We start from the raw sequence: 19,663 nt of genomic DNA, 5'->3' as shown, positions 1-19,663 counted from the left end.
AAAAGAATGGCTTGCTCTGGCTGATTTCTCCGAAAAGGCACACTTCGGTCAGACGCACACGAAAAAGCAGCGGACCGTTTCCAGGTCCGCTGCTTGCTTTTTCTTATGCGTACGAGTGTAATCCTGCTACGACAAGGTTAACGAAGACAAGGTTGAACATGATGACGGCAAATCCGCCGACACATAACCAAGCTGATTTTTTACCAATCCACCCACGCTGGATGCGCATATGGAGATAAAAGACGTAGAAGAGCATCGTAATGAGTGCCCATACCTCTTTCGGATCCCAGCCCCAGTATCGGCTCCATGCCATTTGCGCCCAGATCATCGCGAAGATCAGACCGCCCAGGATGAAGATTGGAAGACCAATCGCAACAGAACGATAGCTGATCTCATCTGCTGTCTCAAGATCAATCTTACGCGCAATCGGCTTCAAGCTCTCAGCAAGACGCTTGCGAAGAATGACGAAGCGAAGCAAGACGTATAAGACGACGCCACCAATGATCGACCATAAGACCGTATTGACTTTGTTCGCGTTCAAGAAGTTCGGTAATTCGATGACGGCACCTGAACCCGATAAGACTTTTCCGCCTTCAGGACCGGTCAAGACTGGCATCGCGTAGTCATGCGTCATCGTTGCACCGTTTTTCGCCACGTATTCGATCGTCGATGCAGAACCTGTTGCTTTGAACAACAGCCCAACTAAGATGTAACCGACAACACATGCGAGTGAGAACATGACGACTTCGAGCCACGTCCGTGTTTTCGATTCCTTACTGAAATCCGTCGCGTGAATCAGATACAGTAATCCCGTCGCGAAGCTGACGGCAAGAATCCCTTCGCCGAGCGCTGCCGTCGTGACGTGGATTTTGAGCCAAACACTTTGTAGTGCTGGGATCAACGGTTGGACTTCATCCGGGAACATCGACGCATAGGCGATGACGAGCAATGCAACTGGCATCGCAATCAAGCCAAGGACGTTGTTTTTGTAGATGGCATAAACGATCAAGAAACCAAGTACCATCATCATGCCGAAGAATGTCGTGTATTCATATAAGTTCGAAACTGGAACGTGCCCAGCTCCAGCCCAGCGCGTGAAGAAATATCCGAGCTGCGCGAGGAACCCGATGATCGCGAGCGTAAAGGCGATTTTACCAGAACGCGTCGGTCCTTTTTTACCACTCGTCGCTACAGCGAAGAATCCTGTACTGACGAGGTAGACGATGAATGATGTAAGGAGCAGGTTACTGCTCAACTGAAGCAAATTCATTTAGCTTCCCCCTCTTCCCGCAACTTTTGTCGATCCTCAAGTTCTGGTAGACCGACTTCCGTCAACGCGAGATTAGCTTCTTTTTGAAGCCCCAATGCATTTTTGTTCGTAAATCCAGCAATCTGGATCCGACCGTTCTTCTCTTTGAGCCAGAGACGACGGTGTGGCCAGTACATTCCGATCAATAGACCTGCCATGAAGATGATACCACCTGCAAACAGGAACGGTAGCGTCAGATCCTTTTTAATCCGGACACCCGAGATGTTCGAGAGTTCCGTACCCGCGAATGCCATTTTGTACTGGTTCTCATCTCCACCGACGTTCAATTTGATCCCAATCAAACTCCGTTCACCTTTCGGATGTTCCGGTGACTTGATACTAAAGACGAAGGCTGGATTGACTGGACGTCCCGAGTTCGTCGTTGGCTGACCATCTTTAACGACGAAGTCCGGAAGGAAGTCCTTCAGTTCGACTTCATATCCATCTTTTAAAGCATATGTTTCTTTCGGATCACGCAAGTCGACTTTGATTGTATCGACGACTTTGTCCGTCTTCTGGTTGACGATATTAAACGACATCGTCTTGAATTCCGGATCTGCCGCGTACTGTTCCTGGAAGACTTGATAATCATCGAATTCGAATGGGCGGTTGACTGCCGTCTCACCTGACTTGATTTCTTCAAGATCCGGTTTGAAATCGGACGTTTCGCCGACTTTCTTGTACAGCGTCATCTTCGTATCATAGTTCTTCGGTACATTTCCGCCTGCTGCTTCAAGTGATTTCTTGAACTTCTCATCGACCTTCTCAGGATCATAGAACTCGATGTTGAACGCTTCATTTTTCAAGTAGTACTGATTGTCCGTCGCCTCGATCGGCAACGTCTCTCCTTCGCGGAGCCAAAGCAATTCATCTTCGTGCATCCCTGGTACGACTCGAAGCATCGCACCACCGAAGAATAAGACGAGTCCGATATGATTGATGTATGGACCCCATCGTCCGAAACGTTGCTTTTCCGCTAAGAGTGCCCCGTCTTGTCGACGAACTTTATAGCCTTTTTTCTCAAGCAACGGTGCGATCGCATCGATTTTTTTAACATCGCCAGTCGCTTCCGCGCCAAATCGCTGACCGTTCATGAAACGGTCCGACTGGATGACCGGTTGTTTCTTCAGTGCTCGGTAGAGCGGGAAGAATCGGTCAATCGACACGATGATGATCGAGAGTAATAAAAGCGTGATCAATCCGATATACCACCATGATTCAAATAGATTATGGAATCCTAACGTATAGTAGATGTCACCTGCCGTGCCGTATTCCTTTTGGTAAAACTCTTCTGGTGGTGTTGCCTGTGGAATATACATCTCTTGCGGGAAGATCGTTCCGACCCCGCTCGCGATGATGATCAAAGCAATCAACCATAACCCGACCTTGACGGACGAGAAGAACGTCCATGCCCGGTCGATCCAAGATGGATTCTTACGTTTCGATCGAAGCTCCGCTTCCTCGTAACGCATGTCCAGTTGTTTGAAATCTTCTTGCTCCTGCATCCTTAAATCCCCCTTCGATGCGTTACTCGTTCGCCTTCTTCACCATCTCTTCGAGCTTCGCTTGATCAATCTCACCTTCATACTTCTCGACGACTTCACCTTTTTTATTGATGATGAACGTCACAGGTAAGTTGTAGATCCCGTAAGCCTTCTCGACCGAACTGTTCGTATCCATGAGAATCGGATAGTCCGTTCCGCCAATATCCTTGATGAAGCTTGAGACACGAACTGGTGTTTCACCGACATTGACCGCTACGAAATTGACGCCTTGATCTTGCATCATCTGATAGTTGTCATTGATCAATGGCATCTCTTTCTTACATGGTTCACAGAATGTTCCCCAGAAATTGAGTAAAAGTCCTTTTCCTTTGTATTCGTCCATCGAGTGCTGTTTCTCACCATATAGATCGACGAGTGCGAAACCAGGGGCATCATCGCCTGCCATGACACGACCGTTTTTATCACGTGTCGCTTGATCGACGAATTGCATGATGACGACTGCTCCGGCGAACAAGACAATCGTCATGATCATCAGACGCCAGAAGGAGCGTTTCTTCTTTTTTTGCTGGGCCGCTGCTAAGCGTTCTTCCGGATTTTGTTTCGTTTTTTTCATATTTTACCGCCTCCACCCATATTGTACTTGAAATCGCTTTACCGTTGACAAAATGTGAAATTCGTTAATCGTTTTGTCACAAAAAAAGAAAACTCAACCCGGAGGATGAGCTTCTCGCTTTACAAATTAACGTTTTTTTGTGTTCTTACGTCTTTTCGTAGGTGGAGCGGCTGGATCCGCTAGCTCACGCAATTGATTGACTTCTTTTTTTGAAAGTTCACGCCACTCGCCAGAAGTAAGGCCTGCCAGTGTCAAGAAACCGAACTGTTCACGTTTCAACTTCAAGACTTCCGAACCGAGTGTCTCGACCATTTGACGGACTTGACGGTTATGTCCCTCGTAGATGACCATTTCAAGAATCGCTGTATTTTTCTTCTTATCGATATCGCGCATCTCGACACGTGCTTTACCTGTCTTGAAACCATCCGGTAAGACGACACCTTTTTCAAGACCTTTGACGTGGAAGTATTCTGGTACACCTTTGATTTTGACGATATAACGCTTCGGTACCTTATATTTCGGGTGAAGCAAGAGGTTCGAGAATTCACCGTCATTCGTCATTAAAAGAAGACCGCTCGTATTGTAGTCGAGTCGACCGACTGGGAAGACACGGTGTCCGGGTGGTACGAGATCGACGACCGTCTTACGTCCTTTATCGTCTTCAACCGTCGAAACGACACCTGTTGGTTTATAGAGCATGTAGTAGACGTGTTCTTCCCGTTCGAGCTTCACACCGTCTACTTCGACTTCGGCACGTGCTCCGACTTTCGTTCCAAGCTCCGTGATGACTTTTCCGTTGACCTTGACGCGACCTGCTGTGATCAATTCCTCTGCTTTACGCCGCGAAGCGACACCTGCTTGTGCGATGATTTTTTGTAACCGTTCCATTAATTCACTCTCTCCTCTAATGAAGGATCATTCCGGAAGAAGAGATCTCCATCCGATTCGAACGTTTCTTCGAACTCGAGTGGCGGTAACTCTTCAATACTGTTCAGACCAAAATGGTCCAGGAAATGATCCGTCGTTTTATACAATTTTGCGCGACCGACGCCTTTGGCGCGTCCCGCCTCTTCAATCAAACCTTTTGCACTTAACGTATGGATGACACGCTCCGTCTTCACACCACGAACGACTTCGATGTCAGCACGTGTGACCGGTTGTTTGTATGCGATGATGACGAGTGTCTCCATCGCTGCTCGAGACAAGGAATCTTCTGCGAGCGAACCGGCATATGCCTGAATATATGGCGACATCTCTTTTCGTGTCACCATCTTAAAGACACCACCCGACTCCACGATTTGCAACACACGCTGCTCTGCTTCGAATGTCGTTTGAAGAGCCAGCAACTGTTCGCGTGCTGCCGCTTCACTGATCTCTAGCGCTTGACTGAGACCACGTGGATCGATCCCATCGTCTCCGACGACGAATAACAGGCTCTCAATGATTTGTTCATACGCCAATCTGACTCTCCTCCTTCACCATGCTCCGCAATAGGATATCATCGGTCATCTGTTCACAATCAATGACCCGTTGCTTCACGAGCTCTAGAACAGCGAGGAAGCTGACGACTAGTTCTTCGACTGTCGGTTGCTCCGTAAAAAAGCCGAAAAATGTCGTACGCTCCCGGGTCGCGACGTACCGGGCAACGGACTCCATCTGTTGTTCGAGTGACCGTTCTTCCCGTTTGACCGTCTTCGAGCGACGTACCTTCCAAGCTTCCCGTTGGCGCATTTTTTCATAGGCACGTAATAAATCACTCAGTGATAACGTACCATTATACTCTTGTGCATCCGTGTCGAGATAACGCATCAAATCCTCTGGTTGTTTCGAGAACAGCTCAAGGCGTGCCTCTTCCTTTTCTTTCAGGACGAGTGCTGCTTCCTTATACGCTTTATACTCGATCAACTGTTGAATCAGACCTTCTCGTGTCGGTTCTTCCTCGAAATCAGGAATCTCATCGTATTCCGTCTGTTCGATCGGCAAGAGTTGTTTGCTTTTGAGTTGCAACAGCGTCGCTGCCATGACAAGATATTCACTAGCAACATCTAGTTCAAGATGCTGCATCGCACGGATATAGGACACATATTGATCCGTCACCATGGAAACGGATATATCATAAATATCGATTTCTAATTTACCAACCAAGTGTAACAGCAAGTCCAGCGGGCCTTCAAACGCATCCATCTTTACACTGTATGATTCCATGATTCTCCCTGCCCATCAACGTTTTTTGCGCCTTAGTATACCATACAACTGGTGGGTTCGACTATGTTATATTCCAAGGAAGAGGTGATTCCATGAATCCGATTGAACGATTCGTATTTGAATTCAACATCCGGCACGATTACTTCGAGTGCCATGAAATCTTAGAGGAAGTCTGGCAAGAAGGACAACGCCAGGACGAGGCGCTTGTCGGTCTGATCCAACTGGCCGTCGCCCGCTATCATCACCGCCGCGGCAATACGACTGGGGCACAGCGGACATATGCGAAAGCGTTTGATAAAATCGAACGCCACCGGGCAACACTGATTGCGGCCGGGATCGACGTCTCATATTTGCTCGATCATCGCGACCATTTTACGGATAAGGTCTATCGACACATCCCATTACCTGTCTTTTCGGACGTCATCCGAACCGTCGCACTTGAAGCGACAGCACCTGATCTCGACTATGTGACGCATAAACACCGTTTACGTGATCGTACGGATGTCGTCACGGCACGACAAGAAGCGCTACAAAACCGAAGAGACCGGTCCATCTGAGCCATGGACCGGTCTTTTTATTGATTTTTCCATTTGTCGACGAGGCGTTGCGTCTCTTCGGTCGCACCCGTAATATCCGTTCGAAGAAGCTTGGCTGCTTCATCGAGTAAGAGATACGACATCCGTTCTCCACGGAACGATGGTGATAATGCGATATGTTTCAATTCAGCATGGCCATCCATTAATTGAAACCCGATGACACCGACGAAATCCTCATCTTGTTTGTACAAATACAAGCGTTGGTCTTCTTCCTGTTCATAGGCTTGAACCGTTTCAAGCAAATACTTCGGATCCTTCACTTCGCACGAAAAGGCGATCAGCCCCATCGCGGTCCGTTCATTCAACTTCTTATATTTTACTAGCATGTGATTCTACACCTTCCTAATTTCAACAACTCTCAGGAGCATGAACGACTGAGACTCATTCATTCTACACCTTCTCACACAGAATTACTGCATTTTTTTCATAATCCATGAAAATGCAGGAGTCCGTCTCGTGACGTCCCCTGCATCTGAATCACGCTTGTTCTTCCATCACTTGGATGAAGGCACGCATGTAGTCCGGTAGATCGGGCGGACGACGACTCGAGACGATATGTCCGTCGACGACGACTGCTTCATCATGCCAAATCGCACCCGCATTCGTCATGTCATCCTTGATCCCTGGCGTACTCGTGACGTTGACACCTTTTAAGATGCCGGCAGAGATCAGCACCCAACCAGCGTGGCAGATTTGACCGATCGGTTGTTTGTTCTGGTCAAAATGACGCACCATGTTCAGAACAGAGTCAAAGCGGCGTAATAGATCGGGCGACCAACCACCTGGAACAAGAATCGCATCGTATTCTGCTGGATTGATCTCATCGAACGTCTTATTCGATTTGATTGGGACACCGTACTTCCCGATATATGTTTCATCCGCTTTCTCTCCGACGATGTCGACGATTGCGCCTTCTTCACGCAAGCGATGGACTGGATACCATAATTCTAAATCCTCGAAGTCATTGCTGACGACTTGGATGATTCGTTTTCCTTCTAAACGCATGACAAACACTCCTTTTCGAGTTGAGTTCCCTTACTGATTGTACCCGGTTCTAAAAAAAGAAAAACTCCTCTTCGAACGTTCGAAGAGGAGCAAGAACTTACGCTTCGACGCGGATTTCTTTGATGCCAGCGCCTTGCTTCATTTTTTGTGCATGTTCGAGACCTGAAGTCACTTGTCCGAAGACCGTGTGTACGCCGTCGAGGTGCGGTTGTGGCTCGTGTACGATGAAGAACTGGCTTGATCCTGTGTTACGACCAGCGTGTGCCATCGAGAGTGAACCCGCCTTGTGTTTGTGTGGGTATGATGTTGACGTTTCACAAGGAATCGTTTTTCCTGAACCGCCTGTACCGTTTCCGATTGGGCATCCGCCTTGTGAGACGAAGCCTGGGATGACACGGTGGAAGTTCAATCCATCGTAGAAGTTCGAGTTTGCAAGGTTTTCGAAGTTTTCAGTCGTGATCGGTGCTTCATCGTTGAACAGTTCGAATTCGATTTTATTTCCATCCTCTAATAAGATATGACCAGTTTTTTGCATGTTTGACCAACCTTTCGTGCTTTTCAGCAAGAGATTCGTCACGATTCAAGATCGTGATTCCATGGTACAGTGTACCAAATTTCAAGGCGTCGTGCAGACCTTTTTACTCGACGGCTGCCTCTAACACATCGAGTGTCACCGAATCCGTTGCTTCGACACGAATCCGAATTCCATTCGCAAGTGTCGTGACAGGATCCGTATGCCCGAAGTCCGCATCGAGAATGATCGGGAAATCATAGCCCCGCGTCGCGCGCAGAATGATGTCTTTGAGCGGGAAGTCCGGGTCAAAATCGACTTTTCGCGGGAAGCGTCCGACGACGAGTGCCGCAATCTTGTCATACGCACCCATGTGTCGCAATTGCGTGAAATACCGGTCAATCGTTTCCGGGGTCTCACTCTCGTCATCCTCAAGCATCAAGACGACACCGTCAAACGATGGCAAATAAGGTGTTCCGGCAAGCAGTAAAAGTGTTCCCGTGTTCCCCGTCAGAATCGGACCTTCTGCGACACCGGTCTTAACGATTGTGTACCCTGCGTTCACTTGATGTTCTCGTATTCGGTCGTCCGCGACATCCCAGCGTAAAACCTCATCTGTCCACTCCTCAGACGCTTCGATCCGACCGATCGGCTCCGTCTGCATGAACGTACGTTTGAACGATTCTTCTGTATACGGATCAAGACCATCGAATTGACCGAACTGCGTCAGCAGTGCGGGTCCGACGAACGTCGTCAATCCTGTCTGCTGGTAGATCCCAGCAAACAGTGCCGTGATATCGCTGTAACCTACGAAGATCTTCGGATTGTTCCGGATCAATTCATAATCGAGTTCGTCGAGTAGCTGGTGTGAGTTAAACCCACCGATTGTCGAGATGATTGCCTTGATTGACGGATCTGCGAACGCCATATGTAAATCTTGCAGCCGTTCCCCGATCGTTCCTGCCGTATGACTATGAACAGCCGTTGCGTTCGGCATTAAGACGACCTCGAAGCCCATTTTTTCAAGTGTTGCGATACCGCGGGCGAGACGACGCGGTACGTATGCTGCGACAGCAGACGCCGGCGAGACGATGGCAATCTTATCCCCTTTTTGTAAGCGTGGTGGTTTCATGAGATTTCCCCCTTTTCATTACAAGTATTTCCAGTATAACAAATCGAAAGGGGACCGCGTACTTTCATTTTTCCCCTCCATTTTACAGCTTCACGAAGAGCGAATCTCCGTTCTCAAGCAATTCTCCTTTTTCCGAGACATAATCGACCTTGACTGTCATATGTTGAAGAATCTTTTGTTCGCGCAACGACTTTGCCCACGCTGTGACCTGCGCTTTATCCTGTTCGTGTCGCTTGCGTGGAACGTCCACTAAGAGCGTCGGAGCGACTTCCTTCCGTAAATAAGCCTTTGAATCAAAACGCGCGTCACCTAGCTGCTGTATTTTATCGTTGTCATAAAGTACGGTCACGCTCAATTGATTGTTCAGTTGTTCGAGAGTCGGCGACGGGATCCGTCGCTCTAACCGATCTTCCCAAAGTGACGCATGATACGAGTCAACGAACCTCCCCGACTCCTCTTGTTGATAGACGAAAAACTCAGTATTCGTTTTTTCGTCTATCGCGCGTGCGGCATATTCAAATGGAAAATTGCCCATGTTGTCGTAAAGACTACCGGTCACCTTCGCTTCCGGAAGATGCTGTTCTAAGTAAGTTTTTGCTTTCCGCTGTACTTCAGTCTCTTTCGTTCCATCCGAGTTCATATCCTGTGTAAAAGCGAACGTCATCAACAAGGCACTACCTCCGATGACTCCAATTAGACTGGCAATCCCGATTATCCAACGTTTCATATACTCCCCCCCATATTTTTACACTTACAATTTTATCATAAAAAAAGAGTAGCGGACGACGTCCGCTACTCAAGTATTGCTGATTGGATTGCTTACTGGATAACAGCGTGAACGAGCGGGCGTTCTGCCGGTTTCGTTTCACTGATATGGTACGCGTGATCCATTTTTTCGATTGCTTGATCGAGTGTTTCTTTGTTTGAACGAAGTGTTGCGATGACATCGCCGACTTCGACACGGTCGCCGACTTTCTTGTGCAACGTAACGCTTGCTGCGTGATCGATCTCATCTGCTTTCGTCGCGCGTCCTGCACCGAGGATCATTGCTGCAACACCGACTTCGTCAGCGATGATTTCAGAGACATAACCTGCTTTTGAAGCGACGAATGTTTTTTCGTATTTCGTTTCAAGTGCTTTTGTCATGTCGTCAACGAGAGACGCGTCGCCACCTTGAGCTGCGATGAACTTTTTAAAGACGTCAAGTGCTGCTCCGTTACCGAGACGTGTTTCGAGATCCGCATATGCTTCGTCAAACGTCGGGTAGAACTCACCGAGGACTGCCATGTGTGATGCAATCGTCAAGGCGATGACTTTCAAGTCACGAACATCTTTCCCTTGAAGGACTTCGATCGCTTCCTTGACTTCATTTGCGTTTCCGATTTCAAAGCCGAGCGGCTGATCCATGTCTGTAATGACAGCAACCGTCTTACGGTTGACACTCTTACCGATCGAAACCATCTCTGTCGCAAGTGCTTTTGCATCTTCGAACGATTTCATGAAGGCACCAGAACCGGTCTTGACGTCGAGTACGATGCTGTCTGCTCCTGCTGCGATCTTTTTCGACATGATCGAACTTGCGATCAATGGGATCGAGTTGACCGTCGCCGTGACATCACGAAGTGCGTAGAGTTTTTTGTCTGCAGGCGTCAGGTTACCCGTTTGACCGATGATCGCCATCTTGATGTCGTTGACTTGTGAGACGAACGCTTCTTCTGAAAGCTCGACGTCAAAACCAGGGAACGCTTCGAGTTTGTCGATGGTTCCACCTGTATGACCGAGTCCACGACCGCTCATCTTCGCAACCGGAATGCCGATTGACGCAACGAGTGGTGCGACGATCAAACTGATTTTGTCACCGACGCCGCCAGTTGAGTGTTTGTCGACTTTTTTCCCGTGGATACGTGAAAGGTCGATCACGTCGCCCGATTTGACCATCGCCATCGTCAAATCAGCGATTTCACGATCTGACATTCCTTGATAGAAAATCGCCATCGACATCGCTGACATTTGGTAATCTGGAATCTCACCATTCGTGAATCCTTCTACCATTGCTTGAATATCAGCTGTTGCGAGTTCGCCACCGTCTCGTTTTGTTGCAATCAAATCTACCATACGCATAATCTAGTTCCTCCTCAGGAGTGTTTTGTGAGTTTTAAAACAGTCGTTACATTTTTTTGATCGAACCGCGAACGAGTGATAGGAAGTGTGCCCGGACACGTTCTGTCGTTTCGATGACTTCATCATGATGTAACGGTTGGTCGAGAATACCTGCTGCCATGTTCGAGACACATGAGATCCCAAGGACTCGCATATCGGAATGACGGGCAACGATGACTTCAGGGACCGTCGACATACCGACGACGTCTCCTCCAAGCATCCGTGCCATCTTGACTTCTGCTGGCGTCTCATACGTCGGACCAGTGTTTCCGAAGTAGACACCTTGACGGACACGAATTCCGAGCTCGTCCGCTGTTTCCTGTGCAAGACGAAGTAATTCCGCATCATACGGCTTCGACATATCCGGGAAACGTGGTCCCATCTCATCGACGTTCTTCCCGATCAATGGGTTCGTACCGAAGAAGTTGATGTGATCCGTGATCAACATCAAATCACCTGGTTCGAACGCTTCGTTACAAGCACCCGCTGCGTTCGTGACGATCAATGTCTCGACGCCTATCGCTTTCATGACACGGACTGGGAACGTGACCATGTCCATCGAGTATCCTTCGTAGAAGTGGAATCGTCCTTGCATCGCAACGACTTGTTTCCCTTCAAGTGTTCCGAAGACGAGTTGTCCCGCGTGTCCTTCGACCGTTGATACCGGGAAGTTCGGGATTTCATGATATGGAATCGCGATCGGGTTTTCGATCTCATCCGCAAGGACACCCAGTCCTGAACCGAGAATCAATCCGATCTCCGGTTTTGCCTGCATCTTGCTTTCTAAAAATGAACGTGTTTCATTCCAGTTGACTGTCATCTGAATCGCTCCCTCGAATTATAGTTCTGTTAAAAAGCTTGTTCCATGTGCCGGCATCTTGATGGCGAAGTTTTCTGCGACCGTCGCTCCAAGATCAGCGAACGTTTCACGGATACCGAGCGGTTTTGCAACACCATTTTTATGGTAGGCAAGCAATGGTACGTATTCCCGTGTATGGTCAGTCCCAGCATGAACCGGATCGTTTCCGTGGTCAGCCGTGATGATCAAGAGATCGTCTTCGTTTAAGCGAGCAAACACTTCCGGAAGACGCGCATCGAACTCTTCGAGTGCTTGTCCGTAGCCTTGCGGATCACGACGGTGTCCGAACAACGCATCGAAATCGACAAGGTTTAAGAAGCAAAGTCCGTTGAAATCACGATCGAGTTGTTTCACGAGCTGATCCATCCCGTCCATGTTCGACTTCGTCCGGATTGCATCCGTGACGCCTTCTCCATCGTAGATATCAGCAATCTTACCGAGCGAGATGACATCGAGTCCTGCCGTCTCGAGTTCGTTCATGACCGTCCGGTCGAATGGTTTAAGTGCATAGTCGTGACGGTTCGCTGTCCGGACCCACGCTCCTGCTTCACCAAGGAATGGACGCGCGATGATACGACCGAGCATGTACGGGTCATCCCGTGTGATATCACGTGCGTATTCACAAATCCGGTACAATTCTTCTAATGGCACGACTTCTTCGTGTGCTGCGATTTGAAGGACAGAGTCTGCCGACGTATAGACGATCAAGGCGCCTGTCTCGACATGTTCTTGTCCGAGTTCGTCGAGAATTTCCGTACCAGAAGCCGGTTTGTTCCCAATGATCTTTCGACCTGAGAACTCTTCTAGGCGATGAATCAAATCATCCGGGAATTTTTCGAAGACACGGAATGGTGTATCGATCCGGAGTCCCATGATCTCCCAATGCCCTGTCATCGTATCTTTCCCTGCAGATACTTCCTGCATTTTTCCGTATGCCGCAAGCGGTGCTTCTTCAGCTGAGATACCTTCGATCGGTTCGATATGCGAGAGACCGAGTTTTGCCATGTTCGGCATGTTGAGTCCGTTGCGTTCACGCGCGATGTGACCGAGCGTATGCGAACCAAGATCTCCGAACTGTTCAGCGTCCGGTGCTTCTCCGATTCCTACGGAGTCCATGACGATCAAAAATACACGTTTAAATGATTGAGCCATTTGCTGTTCCTCCTATATACGAGCTGTAGTTGTGCGATTCCCGTTACGATTTTTCCCGGAAAGGGACTAGACAAAACGCATCATTTGTCTGAAGTCAGACCTTTAAAAGATAGAACCATCATGCCCGTGGATGATGTTTCTTATACACGTCGTGAAGTCGTGCTTTGTTAACGTGTGTATACATTTGTGTCGTCGACAAATCAGCGTGTCCTAGCATTTCTTGTACGACGCGTAAATCGGCACCATTTTCAAGTAGATGGGTCGCGAACGAATGGCGCAGGACGTGCGGTGTGATCTCTTTTTCAATACCCGCTTCCTTTGCCCGTCGCTTGATCATCTTCCAAAACCCTTGCCGTGACAAACGATCACCGCGACTGTTCAAGAAGACATCGTCCGTCTGTTGACCGCCGAGACTATTGCGCGCGAGGTCAAGATATGTCCTGACACTTTCAATCGATGTCGTACTCATCGGGATGATCCGGGATTTGTTCCCTTTCCCAAGACACGACAGATACCCGAGTTCGAGTTGCAAATCGTTCAACTTCAGTTGGAGCAGTTCGCTGACGCGCATGCCTGTTCCATAGAGAAGCTCAAGCATTGCTGCATCTCGTCGTGTAAGCGGATCGACACCGACGACCGAATCAAGCAAGCGTTCGACGTCCGTTTGACTCCAGACGACGGGCAACTTTTTCTCCGGTTTCGGTAAATCAAGATGACGAGACGGATCATGTGTTACCAGTCTCTCTTCGACCAAATATTGATGGAACGAACGGATCGAGCTCGTCGCCCGGCGAACCGTCGATCGTGACTTTCTTGCTTCAAGCAATCGTTCAATATGGTCGACGATATGATGTCGGTGAACCTGTTCGAACGAGGAAACTTCCGCTGTTTCAAGCGTCTGTAAGTATTGATTTAAATCATTTCGATACGCAGCTGCCGTATTCGCGGACATTTGCCGTTCAATCACTAAATAATTGATAAATGCTTCCAGTTGTTCACGCACTGAACTCATCCTCTTCGTTTACGAAATCGCTTACTTTCCCATCATATCAAAGGTGTAAACCGTTGTGAAGAGGTCTGACCTATAAAAATTGAAAAAGAAAAACCATCCGAAATTTCGTCGGACGGTCAGACTGTTTGTGTTTGCGATTGTTCCAACGCTTCCCGAGCATGGCGCTCTTGGCAGACACGGCAGACGCCATGGAATGTCAGGCGGTGATCCTTGATTTTAAAGTGGAATCGGGACACGATTTCTTTCTCTACTTCTTCTAGCATATCGTCTAAAATCTCTTCGACGGATCCGCATTCGATACAGACGAGATGGTGATGCGAATGACTCGCACCTTCTTGTCGTAAATCAAACCGGGATACGCCATCTCCGAAGTTGACCTTATCGACGACTTCAAGCTCCGTCAATAATTCGAGCGTCCGGTAAACCGTCGCAAGTCCGATGTCGGAGTTCTTTTCTTTTACAAGGAGAAAGACATTTTCGGCACTGAGGTGATCCGACTCATGTTCGAGCAGGACACGCACAGTCGCTTCACGTTGGGGAGTCAGCTTATATCCTTTACCGCTTAGCTGTTTTTTGATGCGTTCTACACGACTTTCCATCATAACGCCCCCTTTGTTCGAACTGATGCTATTATCATAGCTGATAATCAGTCTTTTTTCAAATTAAAATGATTATCAACTGAAAATCATTTTAATGAGAATCATTTTAAAGTGCGAATTTGCCAATGCTGGATCGCCATGATCGTTTTCGCGTCAACGATCGTTCCGTTTGCAACGAGTTCGAGTGCTTCTTCGAGCTTCAATGTCTTATTCTCAAGGAACTCATCCTCATCGAGTTGACGATCACCGGCAGTCAGACCAATCGCTTCATAGATATGTACACGCTCACTGCAGAAACCAGGCGCACCGTAAAAATCAAAGACATGTCGTAACTCTTTCGCGACGTATCCTGTTTCTTCCTTTAATTCGCGTCCGGCACAATCAAGTGGATCTTCGCCTTTCTCGAGTTTTCCTGCTGGAATCTCGATCGATAGACTCTCGAACGCCTTCCGGTACTGTTCCACGACGATCAAATCACCTTGTTCATCAAAAGCAATGATCGCGACGGCACCATTATGATAGACCAATTCACGGACCGAGGTATTGCCGTTCGGTAACGTGACGACATGTTTCTCGACATCAAAGACTTTTCCTTCATAGATCACTTCACGTTCAATCGTTTTTTCTTCCATCGGATGTGTTCCCCTCTTCTATCTTAGTTTACGTTCTCTGTCATGATTAGTATGCCGTTTCCGACGTATTGCCGCAAGACTTCGAAATCGTCTTTTTCATCAGATATGATACACTAGAATGCAGAAGTTCCAAACTTATAGTTCATCTAAGAAAAGAGGGAATTGAACATGTCATTAGGATTAGGTACGATGACGATCTTAAAGCGCGGCCAGGAGGAAGCAACAGCAATCCTGCGGACGGCACTTGATGCTGGAATCACGCACTTCGATACAGCGGACGTCTATGCGAACGGAGCGGTCGAATCCATCATCGGTCAAACCTTCTCACAAGAGGATCGCAGTCGATTGTTCCTCGCCTCAAAAGGTGGGAATCGGATGAACGCGACCGGAACCGGTTGGACATGGGATCCGAGTTATGACTATCTGAAGCAAGCTTGTCTTGAAAGTTTGAATCGTCTGGAAACACCTTATCTCGACCTGTATTACGTCCACGGCGGCACGATCGATGATGACATCGATGCGTCGATCCGCGCAATGGAAGATTTAAAAGCAGAGGGGAAGATCAAGGAATATGGTCTGTCGTCACTGCGCCCGAATGTCATCGAATATTGGCTCGAGCATAGTAATTTCTCTTACTTGATGACGCCTTATTCGTTGCTCGATCGCCGCATCGAAGAGTTGTTGCCACGCTTAAAAGAGAAAAACATCCAAGTCGTTGCCCGTGGTCCACTGGCAAAAGGACTCTTGACACATGAGAGTGCTTCACGCCTGCAGTCGGTTGATCGGTTCGAACAATTCGATAAGGAAACGCTTGAGGCGAGTCTACAAAAACTTCAAGATTTCCCGCTTCCGGCGCTTGCGTTGCAAGCCATCGATCAACAGGTCGACATCGTCCTTCCCGGCGCATCGAGCGTGTCACAGCTTCAGGCAAACGTCCAAGCGATGAAAGAGTCGATCTCACAAGCTCAAATCGACCAGGCACTTGCTACACTACCGGTTCATCACTATACGGAACACCGGTGAGGTTTAACTCTTCATATCTCCGGGAAACTCCTTCTTTGTAACGTTCATACAGAGGAGGAGTTTTATTATGGCTCGTATTTTAATCGTATCAACAAGTGCAGATGACATGAATGGTCACAAAACAGGATTATGGTTCGAAGAGTTCGCAGCACCATACAACCTGTTTAAGGATGCAGGACATGACGTGACGGTCACTTCGATCAAAGGTGGCGACGTCCCGATCGATAAAGCATCGATCGTCAAAGAAATCTTGCCGAAATTCCAAGATGCACGCCGTGCGTTGCACGACACGAAAGCACTCTCGGAAGTCGATCCAGCATCATTTGATGCCGTTTACTTCCCAGGTGGTCACGGTGCAGTCGTCGACTTCCCGAATAACCCACAAGTGGCTGGTGCCATTGAAGCTGTCATCAAAAAAGATGGCGTCGTCGCATCAGTCTGTCACGGTCCAGCGGCCTTCGCGCACGTCATGATCGATGGCAAACCTTTCGTATCAGGTCGTCAAATCAACGGCTTCACAGACGAAGAAGAAAAATCGACAGGTCTCGAAGATAAAGTACCATTCTTGCTTGAGACGACACTTCGTGGTGAAGGCGCTACTTTCCTGACATCGGATGCTGGTAAGGAATTCGCAGTCATAGATGGCAACGTCGTCACAGGACAAAACCCGGCTTCAAGTGAAGCGGTCGCAAAACTAGTCCTCGCAAAACTGGCGACACAAGCGTAATAGATAGTATTCATACAAAATGGAGCACGCGACATCATGTCGCATGCTCCATTTTTTCATACGTTATAGACGGTGAATTGAACCCAATCGTTCGAGGTCAGCTTCTGTCTCACGTGTTTTTTGTTCGAGTCGCTTTAACTCGTCCTCGAGTTGTTGCTGTTGTGCTTGCAATGCAGATCGTTCTTCCTCCGTATAGGAACGTGCTACTTCTTTTTCTTTGAGATACCACCATTTTTTAACTTTTTTAGGTGGCGGTCCGAGTTCAATCTGTTGCTCGTGTTGTTTGACCTCATCTATTTGTTCAGCATGCGCCAATTGAAGCTGCTTCAATTCCGCCTCATAAGTAGCTTGTCTAGCTTCAAGAATTGGTGTGAGGTACGCGAGGATATGCGCAGTAAAGTCTCGCTCGACGACCCGTCGTAACACATCTCGCCGAAGCGAAGCTTCCGAATGACCAAAGGCATTCTCCCAAACGATTGAATCTGCCCGTTCTAGAATCTCCTCTTCTTCTGCTTCTCCGAGCCAACGTAGTTTCAGTAACAATGGTTCAAGGAGTGCCTCTTCTACATACGCCGTAAATTGTGAATACGAGATCGCCTCTCGTATCAACCGTTCTTCATGTAAGTGAAATAAGGATTCCGCCTCTTCCTCAATCCAGTCTTCATAGTCATTAAAGTACATCGATTCTCTCCTTACTAAATCCTATTACAAAATAAAACTGGCTCGAATCCGCCATCTACATGACAGTCGAGCCAATTTGGTTAGACGTTCGCTTCGTTCTTTTTGATTTCCGCGATTGCCCAGTCACACCAATCCAAGTAATTCAACATCATACGCAAGCCGTACTCACTCGTCAAGGTCTCCCCTAGTGTTGCACCGTTCTCGAGGTGGTCGTGACGCCAACTATGCATCATCTCGACGGCAAATTGATGGTGCCGCTTCGACTCTTCCAAATAAGCAACGGCTTCCTCTGGTGGGAGCAGATGCAAGAGCGACACCCGCATCAAGTTCTCATCCTTCATCTTCGGTTTGAATTCATTCGGTGTCCGTAACCATTCAACGAGCTCTGTCCGTCCTTTATCGGTAATCGAATAGACTTTCTTGTCCGGCAAGTCTTCTTGGACGATATGGACACTTGTCACGAGCTCTGCCTCTTCCATCTTTAACAACTCTCGGTATATTTGAGTATGATGTGCGGTCCAGAAGTGGATCATTTGTTTTTTAAAAGTCGCGCTTAAATCGTAACCGGTCGCTTCCCCTTGGGTCAGCAGCCCGAGTAGTGCAAATCGTAATGCCACTGGCTGCACCTTCTTTCCTTCTTTTGTATATATACTTAATTATCTCAAATATATCTTAATTTCGCTACTCTTGCGTCGAACGAATGTACGATTAAAAAAAGACCTACGAGCGAAATCACATTCGATCGTAAGTCTTCATGCGTTATTGCTTTTCCATTCGTTCTATTTACGTAATTGCTCGATTCCCTGTCGGACATGTCTCCAGTAAGAAGAAGGATGTGGAACGAATTGACGACGATCGAACCATTCGCCTGTCGTGTCCTGAATGCGCTCGATGGACATGTCCGCGATTCGTTCAAACTGCTCGATTGAAAAAGCAATCAATCGCTTCACTTCTGTTTCCTGGAGGACGTATGCGTCTATCGCTTGATCACTTCGAGCAAGAAAGACATGGCATCGCTCACAGTCCCAGAGCGACGCATCCCGAAACTCCTCTTCCTGGATGCCAAGTGGTATCAATTGATCAAAGGTACATGTCAAACCAATTTCTTCCTCGAGTTCCCGGACACCATCCTCGACTGTCTCATTGGCAAGCAAGTGACCCGCTGCCGTGATATCAAGCATTCCTGGAAAGTCCTTCTTTTGTTCAGACCGTTGCTGGAGCAACACGACGTCCCGCTTTGGATCATAGACGAAACAATGAAACGTTTCATGCCACAAGCCGTTTGCGTGGACTTCCGATCGTGGACGAGGTCCGAGCAGGTTGCCCGCTCGATCTACGGTCATGATCATCTCTTGTTCACTCATCGCAACACCTTCGAAGCTTGATGGAATCGCTCTCCGACCGTATAGAGTTCAGCAATCAAGAAGACAATTGCGATCCAAATGATGGCGCTTGGGAACAGGATCATCGCTGTTAGGAATAAGAACCCTTCCGTCCGCTCGACGAGTCCCGGTTGATATTGAAACGACTTGTAGCCGTAATTTTCACTGACCGCTCCGATTGCAAGGAACATCGTCATCCCAATGACGAATGATGCGACGAGCAACAGAATAACGACCTGCGTTTCCGGAAATCGGAGTGCAAGACCAATCAGCACTGACAGCTCGACGATCCGGTCGAGCACAAGGTCAAGAATCGTGCCAATCGGAGTTGTCTTTTCTTTTCGTGCCATCGTTCCATCGATGACATCAAGCATGCCCGAGATCCACAACAAGACAATCGCCGTTCCCATCATGTCGTTATAGACGAAAAAGCCCGTCGCACCACCGATGATGCCGGAGATGATCGTCACCTGTGTCGCCGATAATCCAATTTTCTTAAATAAGGTCGCCCCTTGATCAAATAGGGGTTGAACGATTTTACGCGCACGCGTATCTAACAT

Annotated in this window: 24 protein-coding genes; 3 read left to right on the top strand and 21 right to left on the bottom strand. The window is 48.1% G+C overall.

Going from position 1 to position 19,663, the window contains the following annotated elements; genetic code table 11:
• Nucleotides 1-103: 103 nt before the first annotated feature.
• From ccsB to AC3B4V_RS01810, 6 genes are all read right to left on the bottom strand, one after another.
• Nucleotides 104-1,270: a c-type cytochrome biogenesis protein CcsB gene (gene ccsB, locus AC3B4V_RS01835; protein ID WP_023467691.1), complete on the bottom strand. Its 1,167-nt coding sequence runs from the start codon at nt 1,268-1,270 to the stop codon at nt 104-106.
• Nucleotides 1,267-2,814 (bottom strand): cytochrome c biogenesis protein ResB, encoded by a 1,548-nt coding sequence (resB, locus tag AC3B4V_RS01830; protein ID WP_149427015.1) that lies wholly within the window; start codon nt 2,812-2,814, stop codon nt 1,267-1,269. The genes ccsB and resB overlap by 4 nt, the downstream gene beginning before the upstream one ends.
• Before the next feature lie 22 nt (nt 2,815-2,836).
• The gene (gene resA, locus AC3B4V_RS01825) at nt 2,837-3,427 is read right to left on the bottom strand and encodes a thiol-disulfide oxidoreductase ResA (protein WP_023467689.1); all 591 of its coding nucleotides are present in this window, start codon (nt 3,425-3,427) and stop codon (nt 2,837-2,839) included.
• A gap of 126 nt (nt 3,428-3,553) precedes the next feature.
• Complete coding sequence (locus AC3B4V_RS01820; RefSeq protein ID WP_023467688.1) at nt 3,554-4,315, bottom strand: pseudouridine synthase; 762 nt, start codon at nt 4,313-4,315, stop codon at nt 3,554-3,556.
• Nucleotides 4,315-4,887, bottom strand: a complete 573-nt coding sequence (gene scpB, locus AC3B4V_RS01815) for an SMC-Scp complex subunit ScpB (RefSeq protein WP_023467687.1) — start codon at nt 4,885-4,887, stop codon at nt 4,315-4,317. The genes AC3B4V_RS01820 and scpB overlap by 1 nt, the downstream gene beginning before the upstream one ends.
• On the bottom strand, nt 4,877-5,632 hold the full coding sequence (locus tag AC3B4V_RS01810; RefSeq protein WP_488377599.1) for a segregation/condensation protein A: 756 nt from the start codon (nt 5,630-5,632) through the stop codon (nt 4,877-4,879). Before AC3B4V_RS01810 ends, scpB begins: the two co-directional genes overlap by 11 nt.
• A gap of 92 nt (nt 5,633-5,724) precedes the next feature.
• Between AC3B4V_RS01810 and AC3B4V_RS01805 the strand changes: the two genes are divergently transcribed.
• Entirely contained in the window at nt 5,725-6,189 is a 465-nt protein-coding gene (locus tag AC3B4V_RS01805; protein ID WP_214857160.1) for a DUF309 domain-containing protein, read from the top strand.
• Between the two features lie 17 nt (nt 6,190-6,206).
• On the opposite strand, the gene AC3B4V_RS01800 is transcribed toward AC3B4V_RS01805, so the two are convergent.
• The 11 genes from AC3B4V_RS01800 to AC3B4V_RS01750 all read right to left on the bottom strand — a co-directional run bounded on the left by AC3B4V_RS01800 (nt 6,207) and on the right by AC3B4V_RS01750 (nt 15,290).
• Nucleotides 6,207-6,554 (bottom strand): GNAT family N-acetyltransferase, encoded by a 348-nt coding sequence (locus tag AC3B4V_RS01800; protein ID WP_023467684.1) that lies wholly within the window; start codon nt 6,552-6,554, stop codon nt 6,207-6,209.
• Between the two features lie 151 nt (nt 6,555-6,705).
• Nucleotides 6,706-7,233 carry a type 1 glutamine amidotransferase domain-containing protein gene (locus AC3B4V_RS01795; RefSeq protein WP_035398198.1) on the bottom strand — a complete coding sequence of 176 codons (528 nt, stop codon included), beginning with the start codon at nt 7,231-7,233 and terminating at the stop codon, nt 6,706-6,708.
• Between the two features lie 97 nt (nt 7,234-7,330).
• Nucleotides 7,331-7,768 (bottom strand): peptidylprolyl isomerase, encoded by a 438-nt coding sequence (locus tag AC3B4V_RS01790; protein WP_023467682.1) that lies wholly within the window; start codon nt 7,766-7,768, stop codon nt 7,331-7,333.
• A gap of 103 nt (nt 7,769-7,871) precedes the next feature.
• Entirely contained in the window at nt 7,872-8,876 is a 1,005-nt protein-coding gene (locus AC3B4V_RS01785) for a S66 family peptidase (RefSeq protein WP_488377598.1), read from the bottom strand.
• Between the two features lie 82 nt (nt 8,877-8,958).
• Nucleotides 8,959-9,603, bottom strand: coding sequence for a hypothetical protein (locus AC3B4V_RS01780; RefSeq protein WP_064300236.1), 645 nt, complete (start codon nt 9,601-9,603; stop codon nt 8,959-8,961).
• A gap of 92 nt (nt 9,604-9,695) precedes the next feature.
• Nucleotides 9,696-10,997, bottom strand: a complete 1,302-nt coding sequence (locus AC3B4V_RS01775; RefSeq protein ID WP_313290241.1) for a pyrimidine-nucleoside phosphorylase — start codon at nt 10,995-10,997, stop codon at nt 9,696-9,698.
• Nucleotides 10,998-11,043: 46 nt separating this feature from the next.
• The gene (locus AC3B4V_RS01770; protein ID WP_029341181.1) at nt 11,044-11,856 is read right to left on the bottom strand and encodes a purine-nucleoside phosphorylase; all 813 of its coding nucleotides are present in this window, start codon (nt 11,854-11,856) and stop codon (nt 11,044-11,046) included.
• Nucleotides 11,857-11,874: 18 nt separating this feature from the next.
• A complete protein-coding gene (gene deoB / locus AC3B4V_RS01765; protein ID WP_488377597.1) occupies nt 11,875-13,047 on the bottom strand; it encodes a phosphopentomutase in 1,173 nt (390 codons plus the stop codon).
• 118 nt (nt 13,048-13,165) lie between these two features.
• Nucleotides 13,166-14,050 carry a site-specific tyrosine recombinase XerD gene (gene xerD / locus AC3B4V_RS01760; protein WP_149427012.1) on the bottom strand — a complete coding sequence of 295 codons (885 nt, stop codon included), beginning with the start codon at nt 14,048-14,050 and terminating at the stop codon, nt 13,166-13,168.
• A 125-nt stretch (nt 14,051-14,175) separates the two neighbouring features.
• Nucleotides 14,176-14,658: a ferric iron uptake transcriptional regulator gene (gene fur, locus AC3B4V_RS01755; protein ID WP_023467675.1), complete on the bottom strand. Its 483-nt coding sequence runs from the start codon at nt 14,656-14,658 to the stop codon at nt 14,176-14,178.
• A gap of 101 nt (nt 14,659-14,759) precedes the next feature.
• Nucleotides 14,760-15,290: an NUDIX domain-containing protein gene (locus tag AC3B4V_RS01750; protein ID WP_023467674.1), complete on the bottom strand. Its 531-nt coding sequence runs from the start codon at nt 15,288-15,290 to the stop codon at nt 14,760-14,762.
• A 168-nt stretch (nt 15,291-15,458) separates the two neighbouring features.
• Here AC3B4V_RS01750 and AC3B4V_RS01745 point away from each other — a divergent pair, with 168 nt between their 5' ends.
• Nucleotides 15,459-16,313: an aldo/keto reductase gene (locus tag AC3B4V_RS01745; RefSeq protein WP_023467673.1), complete on the top strand. Its 855-nt coding sequence runs from the start codon at nt 15,459-15,461 to the stop codon at nt 16,311-16,313.
• 67 nt (nt 16,314-16,380) lie between these two features.
• On the top strand, nt 16,381-17,040 hold the full coding sequence (locus tag AC3B4V_RS01740; protein ID WP_023467672.1) for a type 1 glutamine amidotransferase domain-containing protein: 660 nt from the start codon (nt 16,381-16,383) through the stop codon (nt 17,038-17,040).
• 63 nt (nt 17,041-17,103) lie between these two features.
• On the opposite strand, the gene AC3B4V_RS01735 is transcribed toward AC3B4V_RS01740, so the two are convergent.
• The 4 genes from AC3B4V_RS01735 to AC3B4V_RS01720 form a co-directional block, all read right to left on the bottom strand.
• Nucleotides 17,104-17,721 carry a hypothetical protein gene (locus AC3B4V_RS01735; protein ID WP_488377596.1) on the bottom strand — a complete coding sequence of 206 codons (618 nt, stop codon included), beginning with the start codon at nt 17,719-17,721 and terminating at the stop codon, nt 17,104-17,106.
• Nucleotides 17,722-17,801: 80 nt separating this feature from the next.
• Complete coding sequence (locus tag AC3B4V_RS01730) at nt 17,802-18,338, bottom strand: PadR family transcriptional regulator (protein ID WP_023467670.1); 537 nt, start codon at nt 18,336-18,338, stop codon at nt 17,802-17,804.
• A 162-nt stretch (nt 18,339-18,500) separates the two neighbouring features.
• Complete coding sequence (locus tag AC3B4V_RS01725) at nt 18,501-19,085, bottom strand: NUDIX hydrolase (protein WP_023467669.1); 585 nt, start codon at nt 19,083-19,085, stop codon at nt 18,501-18,503.
• The gene (locus AC3B4V_RS01720) at nt 19,082-19,663 is read right to left on the bottom strand and encodes a CDP-alcohol phosphatidyltransferase family protein (protein ID WP_023467668.1); all 582 of its coding nucleotides are present in this window, start codon (nt 19,661-19,663) and stop codon (nt 19,082-19,084) included. The genes AC3B4V_RS01725 and AC3B4V_RS01720 overlap by 4 nt, the downstream gene beginning before the upstream one ends.

Source organism: Exiguobacterium sp. E17S, assembly GCF_057772545.1.
The sequence above is the reverse complement of the archived record's forward strand: the minus strand, read 5'-3'. Positions and strand labels throughout refer to the sequence as shown.